The following is a 19058-nucleotide window of genomic DNA, read 5'->3' on the forward strand; positions in this document are numbered from 1 at the left end:
ATTATGCATCCACTCTTGGATCTGGGTGATTTAACACTTCATCAGTTTGAGTTAATCGCCATGTTGATAAGCGTTGATAAATATCTTGATCGTGTAAAGCAAGAATTTGCGCAGCAAGTAATGCTGCATTAGCCGCACCAGATTTACCTATAGCTAAAGTGCCAACAGGAATGCCCTTAGGCATTTGAACAATAGAATAAAGACTATCAACACCATTTAATGCAGCACTTTGTACCGGGACACCTAATACAGGAACAAGCGTTTTAGCGGCTAACATACCGGGCAAATGAGCTGCACCGCCAGCGCCAGCGATGATCACATCATAGCCTTTTTGTTTAGCATCTTCAGCAAAGCGAAATAACTTATCGGGTGTACGGTGTGCTGAAACGATTTCAACATGGTAGCAAATAGTCAATGCATCTAAGATATCTGCAGCTTGTTGCATGGTGTCCCAATCACTTTTAGAACCCATGACAATGGCAATTTTAGGTTGAGTGTGCATAGCGAATGTTTGAATAATTAAAAATAGGATGTATGTAAAGTATACACTAAAATTTAGGGGATTGGGATAGTCACGATTTTATCTATTGGCAATAAATACACCGAGTTAGGGTAGTATAATTTGAATAATCAAAGTGATACCGCCGAATAGTATCGGCGATAATGGAAATGTTAATCTTTTACAGCAGCCACAATTTTAATTTCTATCAGATATTCCTTTTTCATCAAGCCTGCTTGCACTGTGCAACGAACTGGCGCACTCCCTTTAGCTACCCATTCATCCCACGCTTTATTCATTGCAGCAAAGTCACTTTTATTGACCAAAAATAATGTCGCATCCAATATAAGTGATTTATCACTATCGGCTCGTGCTAATATTTTATCAATTTCAGCCAATGCACTTTTGGTTTGTATATAAGCATCATTTTCAAGCTCAGTAGGAACACTTGTGTAATAAATTACGTTATTATGAATCACAGCTTCAGACCAGCGATCATCGGGATCAATTCGTGTTATTGTCATCATATTTTCCTTTTTAGATGCGTCATTAAGATACTTTAATAAAATCCGCACGCAATTTTTTTATTTCATCACGTAGTACACCCGCTTTTTCAAATTCAAGATTTTGAGCCGCTTCATACATCATTGTTTCAAGTTCTTTCACTTTTGCTTGTACTTCCTTAACTGAAACATAATGATAAGGTTTACCTGACTCAAATGCTTGTACTTTAGCTGTCGATTTCTTAGTGCTTAAACCGGCCTCTAATATATCTTTAATTTCTTTACGTACTGATTTTGGTGTGATGCCATGTGCTGTATTAAAGTTTTCCTGTTTTTGACGACGGCGAGCGGTTTCGTCAATTGTTTTTTTCATCGCTGGAGTAATTCTATCAGCATATAATATCGCTTTACCATTCACGTTTCGAGCTGCACGTCCTACAGTTTGAATGAGCGAGCTTTCAGAACGCAAAAAACCTTCACGGTCAGCATCTAATATTGCTATTAAAGAAACTTCAGGTATATCTAGACCTTCTCGCAATAAGTTAATTCCCACTAGCACATCCACTTTCCCTAAACGTAAGTCTCGAATAATTTCCATTCGTTCAACCGTATTAATATCTGAATGTAAATATTTGACATTGACATTATGTTCTGACAAATAATCAGTTAAATTTTCTGCCATTCGTTTAGTAAGTGTGGTCACCAAAACGCGCTCGTCATTGTTAATACGAATTTTGATTTCAGATAACAGATCATCAACTTGTGTTGCAACCGGTCGAATTTCAATAATGGGATCTAATAATCCTGTAGGTCTAACCACTTGTTCAATAATTTCACCACCTGATTTTTCAATTTCGTATTTGGCAGGTGTTGCTGATACATAAATGGTTTGTGGCATAATATTTTCAAATTCTGCAAACTTTAAAGGCCTATTATCTAACGCTGACGGTAAACGAAAGCCATATTCAACTAGGTTAAGCTTACGTGAGCGGTCACCATTATACATTGCGCCGATTTGTGGAATTGCAACATGCGATTCATCAATAAATAATAATCCGTCTGGAGGCAAGTAATCAAATAACGTTGCTGGCGGATCACCCGGATTACGCTGGGCTAAAAAGCGCGAGTAATTTTCGATGCCAGAGCAATAGCCCAGTTCGGTCATCATTTCAATATCAAATAGTGTTCGCTGAGTTAAACGTTGTTCTTCCAGTAGGCGATTGTTATCTAACAATACTTTTTGTCGCTCTTTAAGCTCTTGTTTAATTTGCGCAATGGCATTTTCCATAATGTTTCTTGGCGTTACATAGTGTGTTTTTGGATAGATAGTAATCCGTGATACTTCATTGATACTATTACCGGTAAGTGGATCGAACATAACAATACGATCGACTTCGTCATCAAATAACTCTACGCGCACTGCAAGTTCATCTGAGTCAGCAGGAAAGATGTCTATCACATCCCCTCGAACACGAAACGTACCACGACTAAAGTTGATTTCATTACGCATGTATTGCAATTCGGCCAAGCGAGTTAAGATTGAACGCTGATCGGTTATCGTGCCTTTTGTTAGGTGCAATATCATTGACATATAGGTTTCTGGCGCACCTAAACCATAAATTGCCGATACTGAAGCAACGATCACCACATCACGTCGTTCGAGTAATGATTTAGTGGCAGAAAGGCGCATCTGCTCTATATGCTCATTGATTGAAGCATCTTTTTCAATAAATGTATCGGTTGAAGGTACATAAGATTCAGGTTGATAGTAATCATAATAAGATACGAAATACTCAACCGCATTTTCAGGGAAAAAGGCCTTCATTTCACCATATAACTGAGCTGCCAGTGTTTTATTGGGCGCTAAAATGATTGTTGGGCGGTTATGTGTAGCAATAACGTTTGCCATAGTAAACGTTTTACCTGATCCCGTTACGCCCAATAATGTTTGATGAGCAATTCCATCTTCAATATTTTGATTAATTTTTTTTATTGCTTCAGGTTGATCACCAGCAGGCTTAAATTCGGAACATAATTTAAATTTTTTCATTACATCACAACCTAATATTTTACCTATTAATAAAAATTATCCCCAAAAGGACTTGACCTTTAAAAATCTTCTATTTTTCGTTCAGTTCCCTTTCTTATGTATAAAAAAGTTAATGAATTTATACCTTGATTTATGATAAGCAATTGATATAAAACAAAAAATATTTTCGTGATTAAGTTGCAATCAAATCAAGAAAAATCCTGATAGTGACTGAGGTTAGCGCTTTTTTAAATAAACTACTCACAGAGTTATCCACAGGTAACGGGGATAACTTCATAAGTGTAACCTTTATAAACTTTTTTCAAATATCAAGATAAATTTTCATAAAAAAATCCATTTTATTTTTATGGTTTTTCCTATTTTTAAACCTGTTTTTAATAGGTTTAACTAATTATTTCGCTTAACTGTTCAAAGCGATATTGATAGCTATCATCAAAGTCATGAACAAAAGTTAATCGATGAGTGATGCATTTAGGTGCATCTTCTGCGTGATGAGACACAAAGAGTAACTGAGTATGTCCTTCACTAATTAAGCGATCTATCCAGCGTTTGACTAATTCTCGATTAAGATGGTCTAGCCCTTGCAATGGTTCATCTAAAATAAGCAGTGTCGGATGTTTGACTAAAGCTCTAGCTATCAAAACTAATCGTTGTTGTCCCCAAGAGAGCGATTGAAATGGATTATCCGCCTGCGTCTGTAAACCTAACAACTGTAACCATTCATCAGCCAATTTAGCTTGTCTATCACTGGGAGCCTGATAGATACCGATCGAATCAAAATAGCCAGACAATAATACATTTTTAACGCTAGAACTAACACGATAATCCAAATGTAAGCTACTGCTGACATAACCAATATGGCGTTTAATATCCCATATGGTTTCGCCCGAGCCACGTTTTCGACCAAATAAAGTAAGATCATTGCTATACCCTTGTGGGTGATCGCCGGTGATTAGACTTAATAGCGTCGATTTACCTGCACCATTAGGTCCAACAATTTGCCAATTTTGTTTGGCTTTGACTTGCCAAGTTAATCCATTAATAATTGTTTTATCGTCATAACGGACATAGCCATTATTTAATATGACTCGATCTAATTGATCTGCTAATCGTGTTGGTGATTCATCAGCTTCTGGTAATGGCATATTGGGTATATTTTCCAAATCAGCTAATTGCTTAACTGTTGCATCGTTTAATATTGTGCTCTTTGTATCAATTTTCAAGAGTTGACAATCAGCTAATATACCAATATTTTCGATAAAATCAGGAATTTCATTAAACCGATTTAGAACAAGAACAATAGTAATGTTTTGTTTTGCAAGGTCAGCAAGTATTTTAGCTAAATTTGCACGTGATGCCACATCTAAACCATCAAATGGCTCATCTAATATCAAAAAATCAGGTTGCTGCATCAAGGCTCGGCAAATTAAGGTTTTGCGTGTTTCGCCCGTTGAAAGGTATTTAAAGCGTCTGGTTAATAGGTGACTAATGCCAAATTGTGTTGCTAATTGCTGACAAAGTTGTTGATTAAAATTATTTTCTTGAATGATTTGTTCAGTAGTTAAGCCTATATCATTTTCACCTTCACTTAGCATATCAGTATTATTACGCTTAAATTCATCATCAATCAGCTTTTGAAGCTGTTCAAACGAGATACGGGTTATAGATTTAAATTGATTGATAACTTTTCCTGTTAATAATTTTTGTTCTCCTGCTAGTGCTTTAGCTAGTATGGATTTACCACTACCATTACGCCCCACAAAAGCAACATGACTGCCTTGATTGATTAACAACGATTCAATAATAAAAACTTGGTAATCACTAATTTTAAAATGTGCTTTTTCTATTTGTAGCATGGTAACCTCATATTGCTAAACTAATGTCGCAACAATAATATGTTGTGGATGAATAAATAACGTAGTCTGTTTACCTACGGTTAAGGCTGATTGTTTAACTTCATCAGCTAATTTGCTAGCATAAAGCACGACACCAGAAGATAATGAAAAAGCAATTTCGCTCCATTTGCCATCTGTTGTGATCTGTTCAACGGTAACCAATAAGTGGTTCTCATTCTCGATCTCTTTTGTATTTGCCCATTCAATCATCGGAGCTTTAATTAGTAACAAGACAGTTTTATCAATACTCAACTTTAACCGCTCAATACTCGACTGCGTAATGTAAACTGTTAACTCAGTTTGATTATCACAGAGTAGTACAGTAATAAAACCTGCAACATCGCTTGTTTGAATCTGCTTAACTGTGCCATATAACTGATTTCGTGCACTTGTTTGCAATGATAATCTTGCTGTAGCTTTTAAAATATCATCCAATGGGACCTTATCATCACTCAATATGTTAAATGCAGTTTGTTGCAACTGAGTTAATAGATCATAAAGTTGAATGAACCTAACAGCATAAGCACTCAGCTTAGTGCCACCACCATTTTTACCGCCAATTGCAGTAATTAAAAAAGGTTTAGGCGCTAATTTGTTAATTTCATTGATAGCGTCCCACGCTGTTTTATAGCTAATGCCAATTTGCTTGGCAGCCTGACTTAATGAGCCTGTTTGTTCAATTGCTTTTAACAGCATAATGCGCCGTGGATCAGTAAATAACCGTTGCTGAATATTCAACGTTAATAAAATTTCAGGAGAGAACATAATTTAACACCATACACAACCAAGTTGGAGGAGATATGAGTGATTATTGTAAACGCTTTTTCATATTCCATCAAAATATGCAACAAATCTTATTGATTGCTGCCTGGCATCAGTTTAGTTGTACTTTATAAATAAATTTTGCTAATATCGATATGTTTTTTTTTATATAGCGATTGTTAGATAATTTACTTAATCGCTGGAGATATTCCATCACAGCCAAATATCTACAAAAACATGAACCATCAAAATTAACTTATTTTTATTGTGAGAAAAAAATGAAGAAATTGATTGAAATTATTAGTGCTTTGGCAATGATAGCGATGACTTTTTCAGCAATAGCGGCTGAAAAATTGACTGTATTTGCCGCCTCGTCATTAACTAATGCGATGCAAGATATTGCAACGGCTTATAAAACTCAACATCAAGATGTGGATATTGTATTTTCGTTTGCTTCGTCATCAGTATTAGCGAAACAAATTGAACAAGGAGCCCCTGCCGATATATTTATGTCAGCCGATCAAAAGTGGATGACTTACCTTATTGAGCATAATATTGCGAAGGATAAACAAGACCTATTAAAAAATGCATTAGTTCTTATTGCCCCAAAAAGTTCACCATTAGATAACGTCTTAATCAATAACAATACCAATTGGCAAGCGATTTTACCTAAAGACGAAAGAATTGCCATTGGTGATCCAGATCACGTTCCTGCGGGCCTTTATGCAAAAGAATCACTCACTAATTTAGGAGTATTTGACAAATTATCACCACAATTTGCCCCAGCTAGCAATGTTCGAGACGCTTTGATGTTAGTTGAGCGTAACGAGGCCGCCCTTGGCATTGTCTACAACACCGATGCCAAAGTAAGTGATAAAGTGAAAATTATTGGAACGTTCCCTGCAAATACATTCAAATCTATTGAATATCCAATCACGTTATTAAACTTAAAAGCGAACGATTTTTATCAATATTTAAATTCACCGCACGCTAAAGTCATTTTTGAAAAATATGGGTTCATAACAAAGTAATTTACCACGGGTGGTATAAAAAGATACAACTATGTTATTAAGCGAATTTGAATGGCAAACCTTGCTACTTAGTTTAAAAATAGCCTTTGCAGCAATTGGTTTTAGTTTACCAATAGGTATTTTAACGGCTTGGATATTGGCACGCTGTCAATTTTGGGGTAAATCGGTATTTGATAGTATTGTGCATCTTCCACTTGTTTTGCCACCGGTTGTTTTAGGTTATTTATTACTAATAACCATGGGACGGCACGGCATTATTGGTGGGTGGTTAAATAACAATTTTCATTTCAGTTTTAGCTTTAATTGGCAAGGTGCGGCTTTAGCTTCAGCGATAGTGGCATTTCCTCTAATGGTACGTTCAATTCGTTTAGCCATTGAATCCATTGATATACGCTTTGAAAACGTTGCTCGAACTCTTGGATCCCATAAGTGGCGAGTATTTATCACGATCACTTTACCTTTAGCTTTTCCTGGGATTTTAATGGGAATGGTACTCGGCTTTGCACGTTGTTTAGGAGAATTCGGTGCAACAATTACATTTGTATCAAATATTCAAGGTGAAACTCGGACCTTACCACTCGCAATGTACACATTTCTGCAAATCCCTAATGGTGAACGAGGTGCTTTACGACTTTGTATTATTTCGATTGTGTTATCGCTCATTGCCCTTTTTTTATCCGAATTATTAAATCGATGGCATAAGAGGAAGCTAGCAGGATAATCACTATGTTAAAAATACAGGTTAGCAAACAATTGGCTTCATTTTCTTTCCAATTCAATCATGATATAGATTGCCAAGGCGTTACTGCTATTTTAGGCGTTTCAGGATCGGGGAAATCAACGCTAATCAACCTTATTAATGGATTAATTAAACCCGACCAAGGTTATATCAAACTCAATAACACATCACTGGTTGATTGTGATAAGAACCTTTTTATCGCACCTGAAAAACGTCAGATTGGCACCGTTTTTCAAGATGCATTACTTTTCCCTCATTATAAAGTGATTAAAAACCTAACTTATGGTGCTAAAAACTTCAATTCTTCAAAATTTGACGAAATCGTGAATGTACTTAATATTCACTCATTATTAAATCGCTATCCAACAATGTTATCTGGTGGCGAAAAACAGCGAGTTGCAATCGGTCGAGCACTATTAACCAATCCGCTATTGCTACTGATGGACGAACCGCTTTCCGCCCTTGATATGCCTAGAAAAAAAGAGCTATTAACTTATATTGATAAGTTAGCTAATGATTTAAATATACCAATTATTTATGTAACACATAATATTAATGAAGTTAAAAAGATAGCCAATAATGTAGCAATTTTAGATCAAGGCAAGCTAATTGAGTTTGGTAAAGTCGAGCATGTTTTACAAAGTGATTATTTAAAAGAATGGTTATAAAGAGCTAAAGTATTACTATTTTGTTCTTGTTTGATATATGTCACGCCATCATGCCATGCCCCCAGCACAATACGAGTTGCACGGTTGCCTTCAATTTGAAAATGGTGTGTTGCAGGTTTGTGCGTATGTCCGTGTACCATAATATCCGCATTATATTCGACCATCATTTCAACCACCGCTTGTTGATTGACATCCATAATAGATTCAGATTTAATTTGATTATGCAGGCTACTTTTTTGCCGTAACTTAGCCGCAATTTTAAGCCGAACAAAGCGCGGAAGTAATAAAAACAGTTTTTGTAACCATCTATTATGCATAACTTTTCTAAATTTTTGATATTGAAGATCATCAATACATAATAAATCACCATGTAAAAAAACAATATTTTTTTCTTGATTGGGCAAGCAGTTAATTTCTGGCAATAAAATCATATCACACTGCTGAGCATATCTTTTGCCTAACAGAAAATCACGATTACCATGCACAAAATATTTTTTGATATGACGTTTTGATAAGGCTTGTAATGCCAGTGCAATTTGTTGTTGTATATTGGTTTTGACATCATCACCAACCCAATAGTCAAACAAATCCCCTAAAATATACAGTTCGCAATTATCGGGTAGTGTATTTAAAAAAGAAAGAAAGCCTGCGGTTATACCTATATAACCATCAGGCTCATTATCAGCTAGATGAATATCAGCGATAAAATAACGAACAGGATTATTCAACCGTAACACTCGTAATAATGACATCTTCCACAGGTACATCTGAATGCATACCGCTACGCCCTGTTTTAACGACTTTGATTTTATCAACAACGTCTAGCCCTTCGACGACTTGTGCAAAAACACAATAGCCATAGCCATTAACATCAGCAGAGCGGAAGTTAAGATAATCATTATCCACTACGTTGATAAAAAATTGTGCAGTCGCAGAGTGTGGATCAGATGTTCGTGCCATCGCTAAAGTGCCACGATCATTTTTTAGTCCGTTATCTGCTTCATTTTTTATTGGCGATTTTGTTTTTTTCTGCTTCATACCAGGTTCAAACCCACCACCTTGAATCATGAAATTATTAATAACACGATGGAAGATTGTGTTGTTGTAAAAACCGTCTTTGCAATATTCAACAAAATTTTTAACGGTTTCTGGCGCCTTATCGTCAAAAGTTTTGATTTTAATATCACCTAAATTAGTGTGAAATGTAATCATAAAAATTCCCTACTCTTTTTTTAATTTAACGTAAATCTATTAATTCCAAACTCAATAAATTTAAAGTAATTTTATTTACTAAACTTTTCACAGGCTTCAAGCGTGTTGCTCATCAACATAGCAACAGTCATTGGACCAACACCACCTGGCACAGGCGTTATCCAACCTGCCCGTTTAACTGAAGCATCAAACTCCACATCACCAGCTAATTTACCATCTGGCAGACGATTGATACCAACATCAATAACAATTGCGCCTGGTTTTATCCACTCACCCTTAACATAATTAGGAATGCCAACTCCTGCAACAACGATATCTGCATTACTCACATGTTTGGCTAAATCAACGGTACGACTATGGGTAATGGTTGTTGTGCAACCTAATAGCAATAATTCTAATGCCATAGGACGACCTACGATGCTTGATGCACCAACCACAGTGGCATTTAATCCTGATAAATTAATACCTGTTGATTCAAGCATTTTAACCACACCATATGGTGTACATGGTCGTAAAATCGGATCACGTTGTAATAAGTGGCCAATATTGTAAGGATGAAAACCATCAACATCTTTACTCGGATCAATACGTTCAAGCACCTTAGTTTTATCAATATTATCAGGTAAAGGAAGTTGTACTAAAATACCATGTACATCTGATCGTTGATTGAGTTCATCAATTAATGCCAATAACTCATCGGTAGTCGACGCTGGGAAGTCATACGCAAATGAAATAAAACCAACATCATCACAAGCTTTTTGCTTATTTTTGACATAAATTTTTGATGCGGGATCTGAACCCACTTGAATTACAGCAAGCCCTGGAACAGATAGACCGTTTTTAATACGTGTGTTAACTTTATTACCAATATCAGTTCGTATTTGTTGTGCTAATGTTTTTCCATCAATGATATGTGCAGTCATAAGCTTCCGTTTAGCTATCATAGTAAAGGCCTCATTTTCGCAAAAGTTTTTATTAATGTCTATTTACTTATGACTAGATTGATTAAGTTGAGTTAATATTTCTTTGTATTGCGCATCAATATCGGTAATCACAGAACAAATATGAGCATCAAAAGCTTTTAATTTAGGTTTTTGAGCTTTCCACTCATTTTTAGAGATTTGTTTGATTGCACCTAAATTTTTAAAGAAATCGAAATGCAAAATACTTCCTCCCACAACATTATAAAAAATGCGCTGACCGATATCTTCGCCATCTTTTTTTAGATTATTAAAATTTTGGTAAGAAAATCGTGTATTGCCATTTTCTGTAATAATCGAAGCATGTAACAACTTAACTAAACGTTTATATAATTTGTTTAATTCACTTTTTAGTTCATTATCGTCGCTCAATTGATTTTTTATTGCCTGTTCAAAAGTCATTTTCACGTCTAATAAAAGACTTAACGATTGTTGTTCTAATTGCGGTAACTGCTTGCGTAAGTCTTGTTGAAATTGAACCAGTTTTTTTTGTAATGGCGGATTAAGTGTTACTGATTGTTTATTTAAAACCACATTACCATTTGGCGTAATAGTTAAATCATTTTTTTTATTAAAGATATGAACACTTTCTTTGCTAATCGTAATATCATAACTGGGTTTAACACCACACTCTTTTTTAGCAGCAAATACGGTGATAGGTAGTAATAAAGCAATCAATAACAATTTTTTCAGCATATTCATATCCAGCTAGTTAATTCATATAGATTATAACGTCTATCAGGAAATAAATATAATAAACTTGAATATATGCTGTAGTTGAAAAACACACAAATCAAAGTCAACATATGTTATCTAGTTGATATTTTATAAAAAAATAGCAATTGAAAGGTATAAATTCCTCAAAAAATACACCAAAAAAAACTTCAATAAAATCAATACCTTTCCTGAACGATTTTTATAGGGACAAAACCGTCTTTTCCACAATTTTAAGCATAAAACCTGATTGACTTTTCAAGCCTATTATCAATAGATATAATCTATTTAATTAACTATATTTAACCACTTTTTTTAAATTAAAAGTAACGTATAGTAATGATATATGTAAACAACTTATTCGAGGTGACAAATGTATACTGTAATTTTTGGGCGTCAAGGATGCCCTTATTGTGTTCGAGCTAAAGAGCTAGCCGAAAAACTATCTCAAGAGCGTGATGATTTTTCTTATCGCTATGTCGATATTAATGTAGAAGGCATTACCAAAGAAGATCTTTCTAAAAGTGTAGGTAAACCTGTTGAAACTGTACCGCAAATTTTTATTGATGAAAAGCCAATCGGTGGCTGCACTGATTTTGAGGCCTATGCGAAAGAGCATTTAGGGCTTTATAAATAAAGCGCCCCCTCCTAATTTTAAGCAAAAAAAGCCACATATAAGTGGCTTTTTTGTTTTATATTATTGCCGTTATCGTCCAGGCAACTTTTTCCAAGTCACTTCGTTACGTAAATAAGTTGGCTGTACATCTTCAACATTAACCAATTCATTTTTTTTGCATTTATCCTTGGCAATAACAATAAGATCTTGTGCATTAGGCAATAATATATCACTTTGTTTTATATGATTAATCATATCAGGATAAGTTTGCCACCCCGTACCTGCACAATAATGATTTTGACTGATATGCTTCACTTTTTCGATTACATTTTCAGGCTTAATAACACATTCAGCAATAACCGCTTGCCATTGCTCGTTAACGTAATGGTATTGACCTAAATAGACTTCGTTCATTCTAGCATCAATTGCGGCAATAACGTTTGTTGCTTGCGTTGTTCGATAAACACCTTGAGCCAAAGTCATCAGTGTTGACACACCTATCATAGGTTTATCAATACCTAACGCTAAACCTTGAGCCACGCCAATACCAATTCTAACGCCAGTAAAACTACCAGGACCTTGGCCAAAAGCGATTGCATCAACTTGCGTAAGTGAACAGTCTGATTGTTTAAGAAGTCTATCAACCATCGGTAATATTTGTTTAGTATGATCACGAGCAGATAAAATAAAATCGTGAGTGATTTCGTTACGGTAAAGTAAAGCAACCGAACAAGCTTCTGTTGAAGTATCAATGGCTAAAATAGTACTCATGTTTTTTCCAAAAAATTTTATCTATTATCATTTAGCTTTTAGTTATTAAAAAGTTTATAACTTTATTTATGTCCCGTGTCCTTGGTGAGGGTGGTAAACTATTAATAAATGTTGCGCCGTAAGGTCGCATCACCAAACGATTATCACAGATGATAACCGCACCACGATCTTTGTGATGACGAATTAGTCGCCCTACACCTTGTTTTAAGGTGATCACAGCTTCGGGTAATTGTACATCATTAAATGCGTCCCCACCCTGCATTTGACAATCCTCCATACGGGCTTTAATTAACGGATCATCAGGCGACGTAAACGGTAATTTATCTATAATAACACATGATAAAGTATCGCCTCTAACATCGATCCCTTCCCAAAAACTGCTCGTAGCAATAAGTAGCGCATTGCCCGTATGAATAAACTGTTCAAGCAATTTAACTTTACTGGTTTCACCTTGTACTAATACTGGTAATTTGGTTAATTCTCGAAACTGTTTAGCGAGTGCATTCATCATTGCATATGAGGTACACAAAAAGAAACAACGACCATTATTAGCTTCAATAACAGGCAACAAAATATTGGCTAATTTTTCGGCATTGCCTTGCTCATTTGGCGATGGAATATAACGTGGAACACACAAAATCGTCTGGTTAATATAATCAAATGGGCTTTCTAATATTAGTGAATCAGCATTTGTCAGCCCTAAGCGTTTAGTAAAATAATCTAATTGATTATCAACCGATAACGTTGCTGATGTAAAAATCCAACTGCCTTTTCGCTGTGTTAATAGTTCAGTAAATTTATCGGCAACAGACAAAGGTGTTAGCGCAAAAACAAAATAGTTATGGCTACTTTCATACCAATAACTAAAACCAGTTACATTTGTCTCCTTCAAGCGTTTTAGTAGCATACTATATTGATTAATTCGTTCAAAACAGTTATCTAACGTTGTCGAACGTCCAACCGTCAATAACAAAACTTCGTGACAAAAATCTAATGCATCAACAAGATAAGAAATCTCTTTTTTAACTGCTTCTTGGTTAAATAAAAAGCGTAAATTACCTTTTGGTGGCTGTTGGTTAATAACAATTCGTAAGTCTTGCGTACATTTTTGTAGTTTATCTGCACATTGCTGTAACTGAGACATATCTTTAACTTCGGTACGATAAGCTAGGTTAATTTCTTTAGCAAGATCAAAAAGTTGCCGACTAGTTAGCTGTTCTCCAAAATAGTGACAAGCAAGATCTGGTAGTTGATGAGCCTCGTCAAAAATCATGACATCTGCTTTAGGAATAAGTTCACCAAAGCCCGTATCTTTTACTACAACATCAGCTAAAAATAAGTGATGGTTAACTACAACAACATCTGCATTTAGGGCTCGTTTACGCGCTTTGACAACATAACAATCACTATAGTGTTCACAGTCACTGCCTAAACAATTATCATTTGTGCTTGTTAATATTGGCCAAATTAGGTTTTCTTCCGTGACAGTAGTGCATTTGCTAATATCTCCATCTTTGGTTTTAATTGACCAATTTTTTACACGAACTAAATCAACACGCAAATCTTTATCAAGATCTCCTGCTGCTGCATATTGATGATACAGCCGTTCTAAACAAAGATAATTAGCTCGGCCTTTAAGCAAGGCTATTTTTCCTGTGTAATTTAATGCTTTTTTGATTATTGGTAAGTCTTTGCTGAATAGCTGTTCTTGTAAATTTTTAGAGCCAGTAGAAAGTATTACTTTTTTATCACTACGTAATGCAGGAACTAAATAAGCAAAGGTCTTGCCAGTCCCTGTTCCCGCCTCAACCACAAGAGAACGCTGTTTTTTTATTGATTCAGAGACTTTACTTGCCATGTTTCGTTGTGGTTCTCTTGCTACAAAACCGTCAATAGCCTTAGCAAGCAAACCATTCTCAGCAAAATCATCAATCACTTAAAATACACCTAATAAAAAAGATAAGTTCAATACAACAATAAAATGAAGAAAATATATTCTAGGGAAAATACAACATTATGAAAACATCACAGCTTATTTCCAAAATGAGATGAATTTATTGTCACAAAATGAAACAATTAATAACATAAAAACTGCTGTACTATACCAGTAACCGCGCGAAAAAGATATATAGGCATCCTTGAGTCACCAAAGCCATCTTTAATTGTGAACGTTACTCATCAAAGTAAATAACGCCCTAGATTTCAAAGAATAAAGAACCAATAAACAAATTTTATTTTGTCAATTTGGTTTTCAAATAAATAAAATAATGCTTAAGTCCTGATAAATATTTTTTTTGCTCAAACATTAATCGAGAATAAGCTCGTATTGAGGAGGTTTTTTTACAACTATATAAAGGCAGCTCGTCATTTTTCCATGGTGATTGTTGTAAATAAAAATCAAATAATGTTGAACGATAAGGTTGGTGCCAAGGTTTGTTTTTAGTAATATAATGAATCAATACAGTATCATCTGGGACATTTGAATCTTCATTGCCATTTATTGATAACGCCAATAAATTATTATATTTCTTTGCTAATAGAATCCTTTTTTCACCTATTGCAATATTTAATACGTCTTGATCTGGGTATTGATATTTTTCACCACTATTCAATAGAGTTAGTGTTTTAGAAGTAATATCCTCCTGACACCAAAGTGGAATATTAATTAACATAACACCAGAATTAAAATAAGTGCCAAACTTTACGTTATATTTAGAACATTGAGACGCTTGCATATAGGAAACATCAGCAACAGCTGCGATAACCGCTGAATCTAAATTAATATCAGAAATAAATGCTAAGTTTTGGAGACAAAGTGTATCACTATCAATATAAAGCAACCTTTCAGCAACATCTCTTAAAATTATTGGAGCAATTAATCGAACACAAGCCGCTATAGGAAACTGTTCAGTATTTTTTTGGTCTATTTTGAACTGCTCATTAATGACATATTCTGTTATAGAGACATTATCAAATTTAATGGCGGCAAATTTTTGCCTATTTACTTCTGAAATATTATGCGTAAAAAGATGGAAATGAATTTGCCGATTTTTATTATTTTCAATAACAGAAATAATGTCCACTCCTGCCGATAGAGCATAATTATTGTCAAAACATAATAAAATATGTAATACAGGGGTATTATTTAAAAAATCACATAATAATAATTCATTTCGTTTATTAATAAACTTATCAACATTAATCACACGGTTAATCCTTAATGCTTTTTGAAAATTTTATGCTTTAAATACAGTAAATAATACTTACAAGCAGAAAAATATTTATGTTGGCTTGCAAGAAGCTTAGCGTATCGTCTTGTCGTTGATGGTGCATTCTCATTAGCGAGTAATAATTTATCCTTAGCCCAAGGAGAGGAAGCAATATAACTTTGATAGAGTGGCGTTAAATATAGTTGATACCAAGGCTTATTTCCGGTGACATAATGAATAATCACATTATCTTTATCAATAAGATTGTCCTCTTCACCACCTACTGTAAGTGACGTTAATTTATTGAAACATTGAGGTAAAAATACGGTTTTACCCTGCATTAAAATATTTAACACATCTTGATCGGCAAATTTGTATACTTTGCCACTATTAATCATTGAAAATGCTTTTTCAGTAAGGTTATTTTGCACCCACATATCCGTATTAATATAAATCATTCCTGCATTAAAATATTCGCCATATGGAATATCGCAAGCTGCACATTGTTTTTCTTGCGTTTTATCCACATCAGGGACGACAGCAGAATATTTATCAGTTAAATCAGTGTTGATTAATTCATTAAGATTACGGGTGCATAAGACATCACAATCCAGATATAAAACCCTCGAAGTAATTTTATTTAAAATTTGTGGAACAACAAACCGCAAACACGTTGACGCTGAAACATGTAAAACTAAAGTATCAGGGTTAATGGAAAAATCATCACTAATTTCATAACAAATTATAGTCACATTTTCTTTACTTAATTGATTAAATCTTATGATTTTTTCATTCGATACGTTATTAGCAAATAAGTGAAACACCAAATTTTTATCTGGATTATTCAAAACAACAGAAGACATAGCAATACCAGCAGGCATTGCATAATTATCATCGAAGCAAAATGCGATATGTGTGGTCTGTGAAGATTCTATGGTATTATTAAATAATGTTGTAATTTTACTAATAAAAAGGTTTTCTTTCATCTTATGCTGTCTTAAAACCAAGATTAAAAATTTACAATATTGTAACATACGTTAAATTAAACAATGAAGTAATAATAAATTTTATATTGACATATAATGTCAGTAATGACTAAATAACAACGTTAATTTTTTTAAGAGTATCGGAAATGGATAAGAGTATTAATATTGCATATTGTACAGACTCGAATTATCTTGAACATGTAGGTGTTTCAATTACCTCTATCATGCTTAATAATATGCATAATAATATTCATTTTCATGTTTTTTTATATGATGTAACTGCAGAAGAAAAAGAAAAATTACAACATATTAGTTCATCAATCACGCTCTATTCAATTCCTGCCGATGAATTAAACAAGTATTCAGATACACAAAATAACAAAATAAAACATATTAATCGCTCAATGTACCTTCGATTGTCAGTTCCTAGACTATTGCATGGCATTGTTGATAAATTTATTTATTTAGATGCAGATGTACTGTGCTTTACTGACATATCGCCGATTTTAAACACAAATATAGATTCAGTTATTTGTGCTGTAACACCTGACTCGTTAGATAAACAAAATATGTTAAAAAATAAAGAAAGACTCAAGTTAACGTCTGAAAATTATTTTAACTCTGGTTTTTTATATATTAATGTTAATAACTGGATGCAATTTGATACAGAAACTAAAACAAATAACATCTTATTATCGTTAGAACAAAAAGATTTAATCTACCCAGACCAAGATGCACTAAATATAGTTTTACAGCATCAAGTCTTATTTATCGATCCTAATTGGAATTATTTATTTACTTGGATGGATGATAAACAAAAAGAAACATTTTTTTATAATAAAGAAGATTTACCCTATATCATCCATTTTACGGGTGCCAGAAAAATGTGGTATCAAGAACATATAGGACTTGCGCAAAATATCTATTGTTTTTATAAACATTTTACTCCTTGGACCAATAGTCCACTTAAAAGTTATAAACCCAAAATGCGCGTTAATGATTATCGTATTTATGCCAAAAACAGCATCAAAGAGAAAAAATTCATCACTGGCTTAAAATATTATTTACTTTATTTAGGCTATAAATTAAAAAATTAGATCTAACTCGCTTAGATATATTTATCAATTTCCCCTATTAAATTATCTTGAACCGTGCTTGATAATAAGGGTATGTTAAATAATATTTAAGTTGTTTTGCTTTAAATCCATCAAAATTATTCCTATTCTTTTGATTCAACTTTTATAATTTTTCTATTTCTAATTTTAATTGTTCGAGCACAATACCAATATCAAGATTCGCTATCGGATCACCAAGTCCGGTACCTAAATAATCATTAGTAAATATTTGTATTGCATTGGAATAATTAGGTCCCCACACATAATTATTAATAAACTTATTATCAATAATCCGATTATTATAAACACAAAGCATTTTTTTATTATAAATAGAAGCAATATGCACAATTGAAGTGTCAACAGAAATCACCAAATTTGAAAACTTCACTAAAGCAACACTTTCAAAAAAAGAAGATAATGGATTGATAATAATATTTTTTTTAGCTTTAATATGAGATATTTTATTAGGTTCGCCCACGACAATTGTTATACAATTATCATATTGTGATAAAAAGGATAAAGTTGTATCAATTTGAGAATTAGAAAAACTTCTAGCCTCATTTGAACCATAAGGATTAAAAATAATGATATTTTTATTCGAAGAAAGCAACGAACTTATAAAATCTTTAGCCGAAAGCTCAGCTTCTGTTGGAATATGAACAAAGTATCTTATAGGCGTGGACTGAATACCCATAAACTCAAGTATTTTCTGACTTCGCTTTGAAATATGAGATTTGTATTCGTGATAATAAATTGATGTATCATACAATTTATATTTATCTTGATTAAAACCAATTGTATGTAATGGATTGATAGCTTGAATTATTTGAGCGCGCCTTACACTATTTTGGCCTTTATCAACCAGATCAATTGCGACATCAATTCTTATACTCTGTAATTGTTCTTTTATCTGTTTTATGTTTTTATTCCTATCGTAGAATAAAACCCCATCTACAGAAATAAATTTATCAAAAAGAAAGGCTATCCTTTTTTCTACTACGACATAAACCTGAAAGCCATTTTCTCGAAGAGTATTAATTAAATAGGAAGTAACTATTGCATCGCCAATTCCTTGATCATTCATAAGAATTGCTACAGAACGATACTTTTCAGGAAAAAATGCAGACCTTACTTTTTTTTTTCGATTTAACAAAGCTAATTTAATAGCCAATTTAAACGGTTTTACCTTTAAATTTCTCTGCCTATTCAAGTATTTAATACATTCTAGTACTTTATTAATCATATGTCTTTTAATATCCTATCATGCAAAATATATTTATATCTAAATTTTAAAAACTCTTCATCATA

19 protein-coding genes are annotated in these 19058 nt (G+C 33.6%); 5 read left to right on the top strand and 14 right to left on the bottom strand.

All coding sequences use genetic code 11. The features are described from left to right. Window position 1: 1 nt before the first annotated feature. The 5 genes from purE to ACYH9I_RS03765 all read right to left on the bottom strand — a co-directional run bounded on the left by purE (window position 2) and on the right by ACYH9I_RS03765 (window position 5712). Window positions 2–502, bottom strand: coding sequence for a 5-(carboxyamino)imidazole ribonucleotide mutase (gene purE, locus ACYH9I_RS03745; RefSeq protein ID WP_483559039.1), 501 nt, complete (start codon window positions 500–502; stop codon window positions 2–4). Window positions 503–672: 170 nt separating this feature from the next. Then, a complete protein-coding gene (locus tag ACYH9I_RS03750) occupies window positions 673–1023 on the bottom strand; it encodes a RidA family protein (RefSeq protein WP_483559214.1) in 351 nt (116 codons plus the stop codon). A 25-nt stretch (window positions 1024–1048) separates the two neighbouring features. Beyond that, window positions 1049–3052, bottom strand: coding sequence for an excinuclease ABC subunit UvrB (gene uvrB, locus ACYH9I_RS03755; protein ID WP_483559041.1), 2004 nt, complete (start codon window positions 3050–3052; stop codon window positions 1049–1051). A 383-nt stretch (window positions 3053–3435) separates the two neighbouring features. Then, entirely contained in the window at window positions 3436–4908 is a 1473-nt protein-coding gene (gene modF, locus ACYH9I_RS03760; RefSeq protein WP_483559043.1) for a molybdate ABC transporter ATP-binding protein ModF, read from the bottom strand. 15 nt (window positions 4909–4923) lie between these two features. Then, window positions 4924–5712, bottom strand: a complete 789-nt coding sequence (locus ACYH9I_RS03765; RefSeq protein WP_483559045.1) for a TOBE domain-containing protein — start codon at window positions 5710–5712, stop codon at window positions 4924–4926. A gap of 275 nt (window positions 5713–5987) precedes the next feature. Here ACYH9I_RS03765 and modA point away from each other — a divergent pair, with 275 nt between their 5' ends. The 3 genes from modA to modC are packed head-to-tail and all read left to right on the top strand — an operon-like array spanning window position 5988 to window position 8147. Further along, window positions 5988–6740, top strand: coding sequence for a molybdate ABC transporter substrate-binding protein (modA, locus tag ACYH9I_RS03770; protein ID WP_483559047.1), 753 nt, complete (start codon window positions 5988–5990; stop codon window positions 6738–6740). Between the two features lie 31 nt (window positions 6741–6771). Further along, window positions 6772–7461, top strand: a complete 690-nt coding sequence (gene modB / locus ACYH9I_RS03775; RefSeq protein WP_483559049.1) for a molybdate ABC transporter permease subunit — start codon at window positions 6772–6774, stop codon at window positions 7459–7461. Window positions 7462–7466: 5 nt separating this feature from the next. Then, window positions 7467–8147 (top strand): molybdenum ABC transporter ATP-binding protein, encoded by a 681-nt coding sequence (gene modC / locus ACYH9I_RS03780; RefSeq protein WP_483559051.1) that lies wholly within the window; start codon window positions 7467–7469, stop codon window positions 8145–8147. Here the strand turns inward: modC and ACYH9I_RS03785 are convergent. The 4 genes from ACYH9I_RS03785 to ACYH9I_RS03800 all read right to left on the bottom strand — a co-directional run bounded on the left by ACYH9I_RS03785 (window position 8126) and on the right by ACYH9I_RS03800 (window position 11035). Continuing rightward, entirely contained in the window at window positions 8126–8914 is a 789-nt protein-coding gene (locus ACYH9I_RS03785) for a UDP-2,3-diacylglucosamine diphosphatase (RefSeq protein ID WP_483559053.1), read from the bottom strand. The two genes, modC and ACYH9I_RS03785, sit on opposite strands and share 22 nt — an antisense overlap. Continuing rightward, on the bottom strand, window positions 8868–9359 hold the full coding sequence (ppiB, locus tag ACYH9I_RS03790) for a peptidylprolyl isomerase B (protein ID WP_174796074.1): 492 nt from the start codon (window positions 9357–9359) through the stop codon (window positions 8868–8870). Before ppiB ends, ACYH9I_RS03785 begins: the two co-directional genes overlap by 47 nt. Before the next feature lie 71 nt (window positions 9360–9430). Further along, the gene (gene folD / locus ACYH9I_RS03795; protein ID WP_483559056.1) at window positions 9431–10282 is read right to left on the bottom strand and encodes a bifunctional methylenetetrahydrofolate dehydrogenase/methenyltetrahydrofolate cyclohydrolase FolD; all 852 of its coding nucleotides are present in this window, start codon (window positions 10280–10282) and stop codon (window positions 9431–9433) included. 63 nt (window positions 10283–10345) lie between these two features. Then, entirely contained in the window at window positions 10346–11035 is a 690-nt protein-coding gene (locus tag ACYH9I_RS03800) for a DUF2884 family protein (protein ID WP_483559058.1), read from the bottom strand. A gap of 391 nt (window positions 11036–11426) precedes the next feature. Here ACYH9I_RS03800 and ACYH9I_RS03805 point away from each other — a divergent pair, with 391 nt between their 5' ends. Further along, entirely contained in the window at window positions 11427–11690 is a 264-nt protein-coding gene (locus ACYH9I_RS03805) for a GrxA family glutaredoxin (protein WP_091347437.1), read from the top strand. Window positions 11691–11759: 69 nt separating this feature from the next. On the opposite strand, the gene tsaB is transcribed toward ACYH9I_RS03805, so the two are convergent. From tsaB to ACYH9I_RS03825, 4 genes are all read right to left on the bottom strand, one after another. After that, window positions 11760–12440, bottom strand: a complete 681-nt coding sequence (gene tsaB, locus ACYH9I_RS03810) for a tRNA (adenosine(37)-N6)-threonylcarbamoyltransferase complex dimerization subunit type 1 TsaB (RefSeq protein ID WP_483559060.1) — start codon at window positions 12438–12440, stop codon at window positions 11760–11762. A gap of 31 nt (window positions 12441–12471) precedes the next feature. Continuing rightward, window positions 12472–14376, bottom strand: a complete 1905-nt coding sequence (yoaA, locus tag ACYH9I_RS03815) for a DNA repair helicase YoaA (protein WP_483559062.1) — start codon at window positions 14374–14376, stop codon at window positions 12472–12474. Between the two features lie 295 nt (window positions 14377–14671). Then, window positions 14672–15646 (bottom strand): glycosyltransferase family 8 protein, encoded by a 975-nt coding sequence (locus ACYH9I_RS03820; protein WP_483559064.1) that lies wholly within the window; start codon window positions 15644–15646, stop codon window positions 14672–14674. Window positions 15647–15657: 11 nt separating this feature from the next. Next, the gene (locus tag ACYH9I_RS03825) at window positions 15658–16635 is read right to left on the bottom strand and encodes a glycosyltransferase family 8 protein (protein ID WP_483559066.1); all 978 of its coding nucleotides are present in this window, start codon (window positions 16633–16635) and stop codon (window positions 15658–15660) included. A 146-nt stretch (window positions 16636–16781) separates the two neighbouring features. Between ACYH9I_RS03825 and ACYH9I_RS03830 the strand changes: the two genes are divergently transcribed. After that, window positions 16782–17732 carry a glycosyltransferase family 8 protein gene (locus tag ACYH9I_RS03830; protein WP_483559068.1) on the top strand — a complete coding sequence of 317 codons (951 nt, stop codon included), beginning with the start codon at window positions 16782–16784 and terminating at the stop codon, window positions 17730–17732. Between the two features lie 142 nt (window positions 17733–17874). Here ACYH9I_RS03830 and ACYH9I_RS03835 read toward each other — a convergent pair whose 3' ends face one another. Next, window positions 17875–18993 carry a glycosyltransferase family 9 protein gene (locus ACYH9I_RS03835; protein ID WP_483559070.1) on the bottom strand — a complete coding sequence of 373 codons (1119 nt, stop codon included), beginning with the start codon at window positions 18991–18993 and terminating at the stop codon, window positions 17875–17877. Between the last annotated feature and the right edge of the window lie 65 nt (window positions 18994–19058).

Source organism: Gilliamella sp. X-23 (assembly GCF_057063545.1).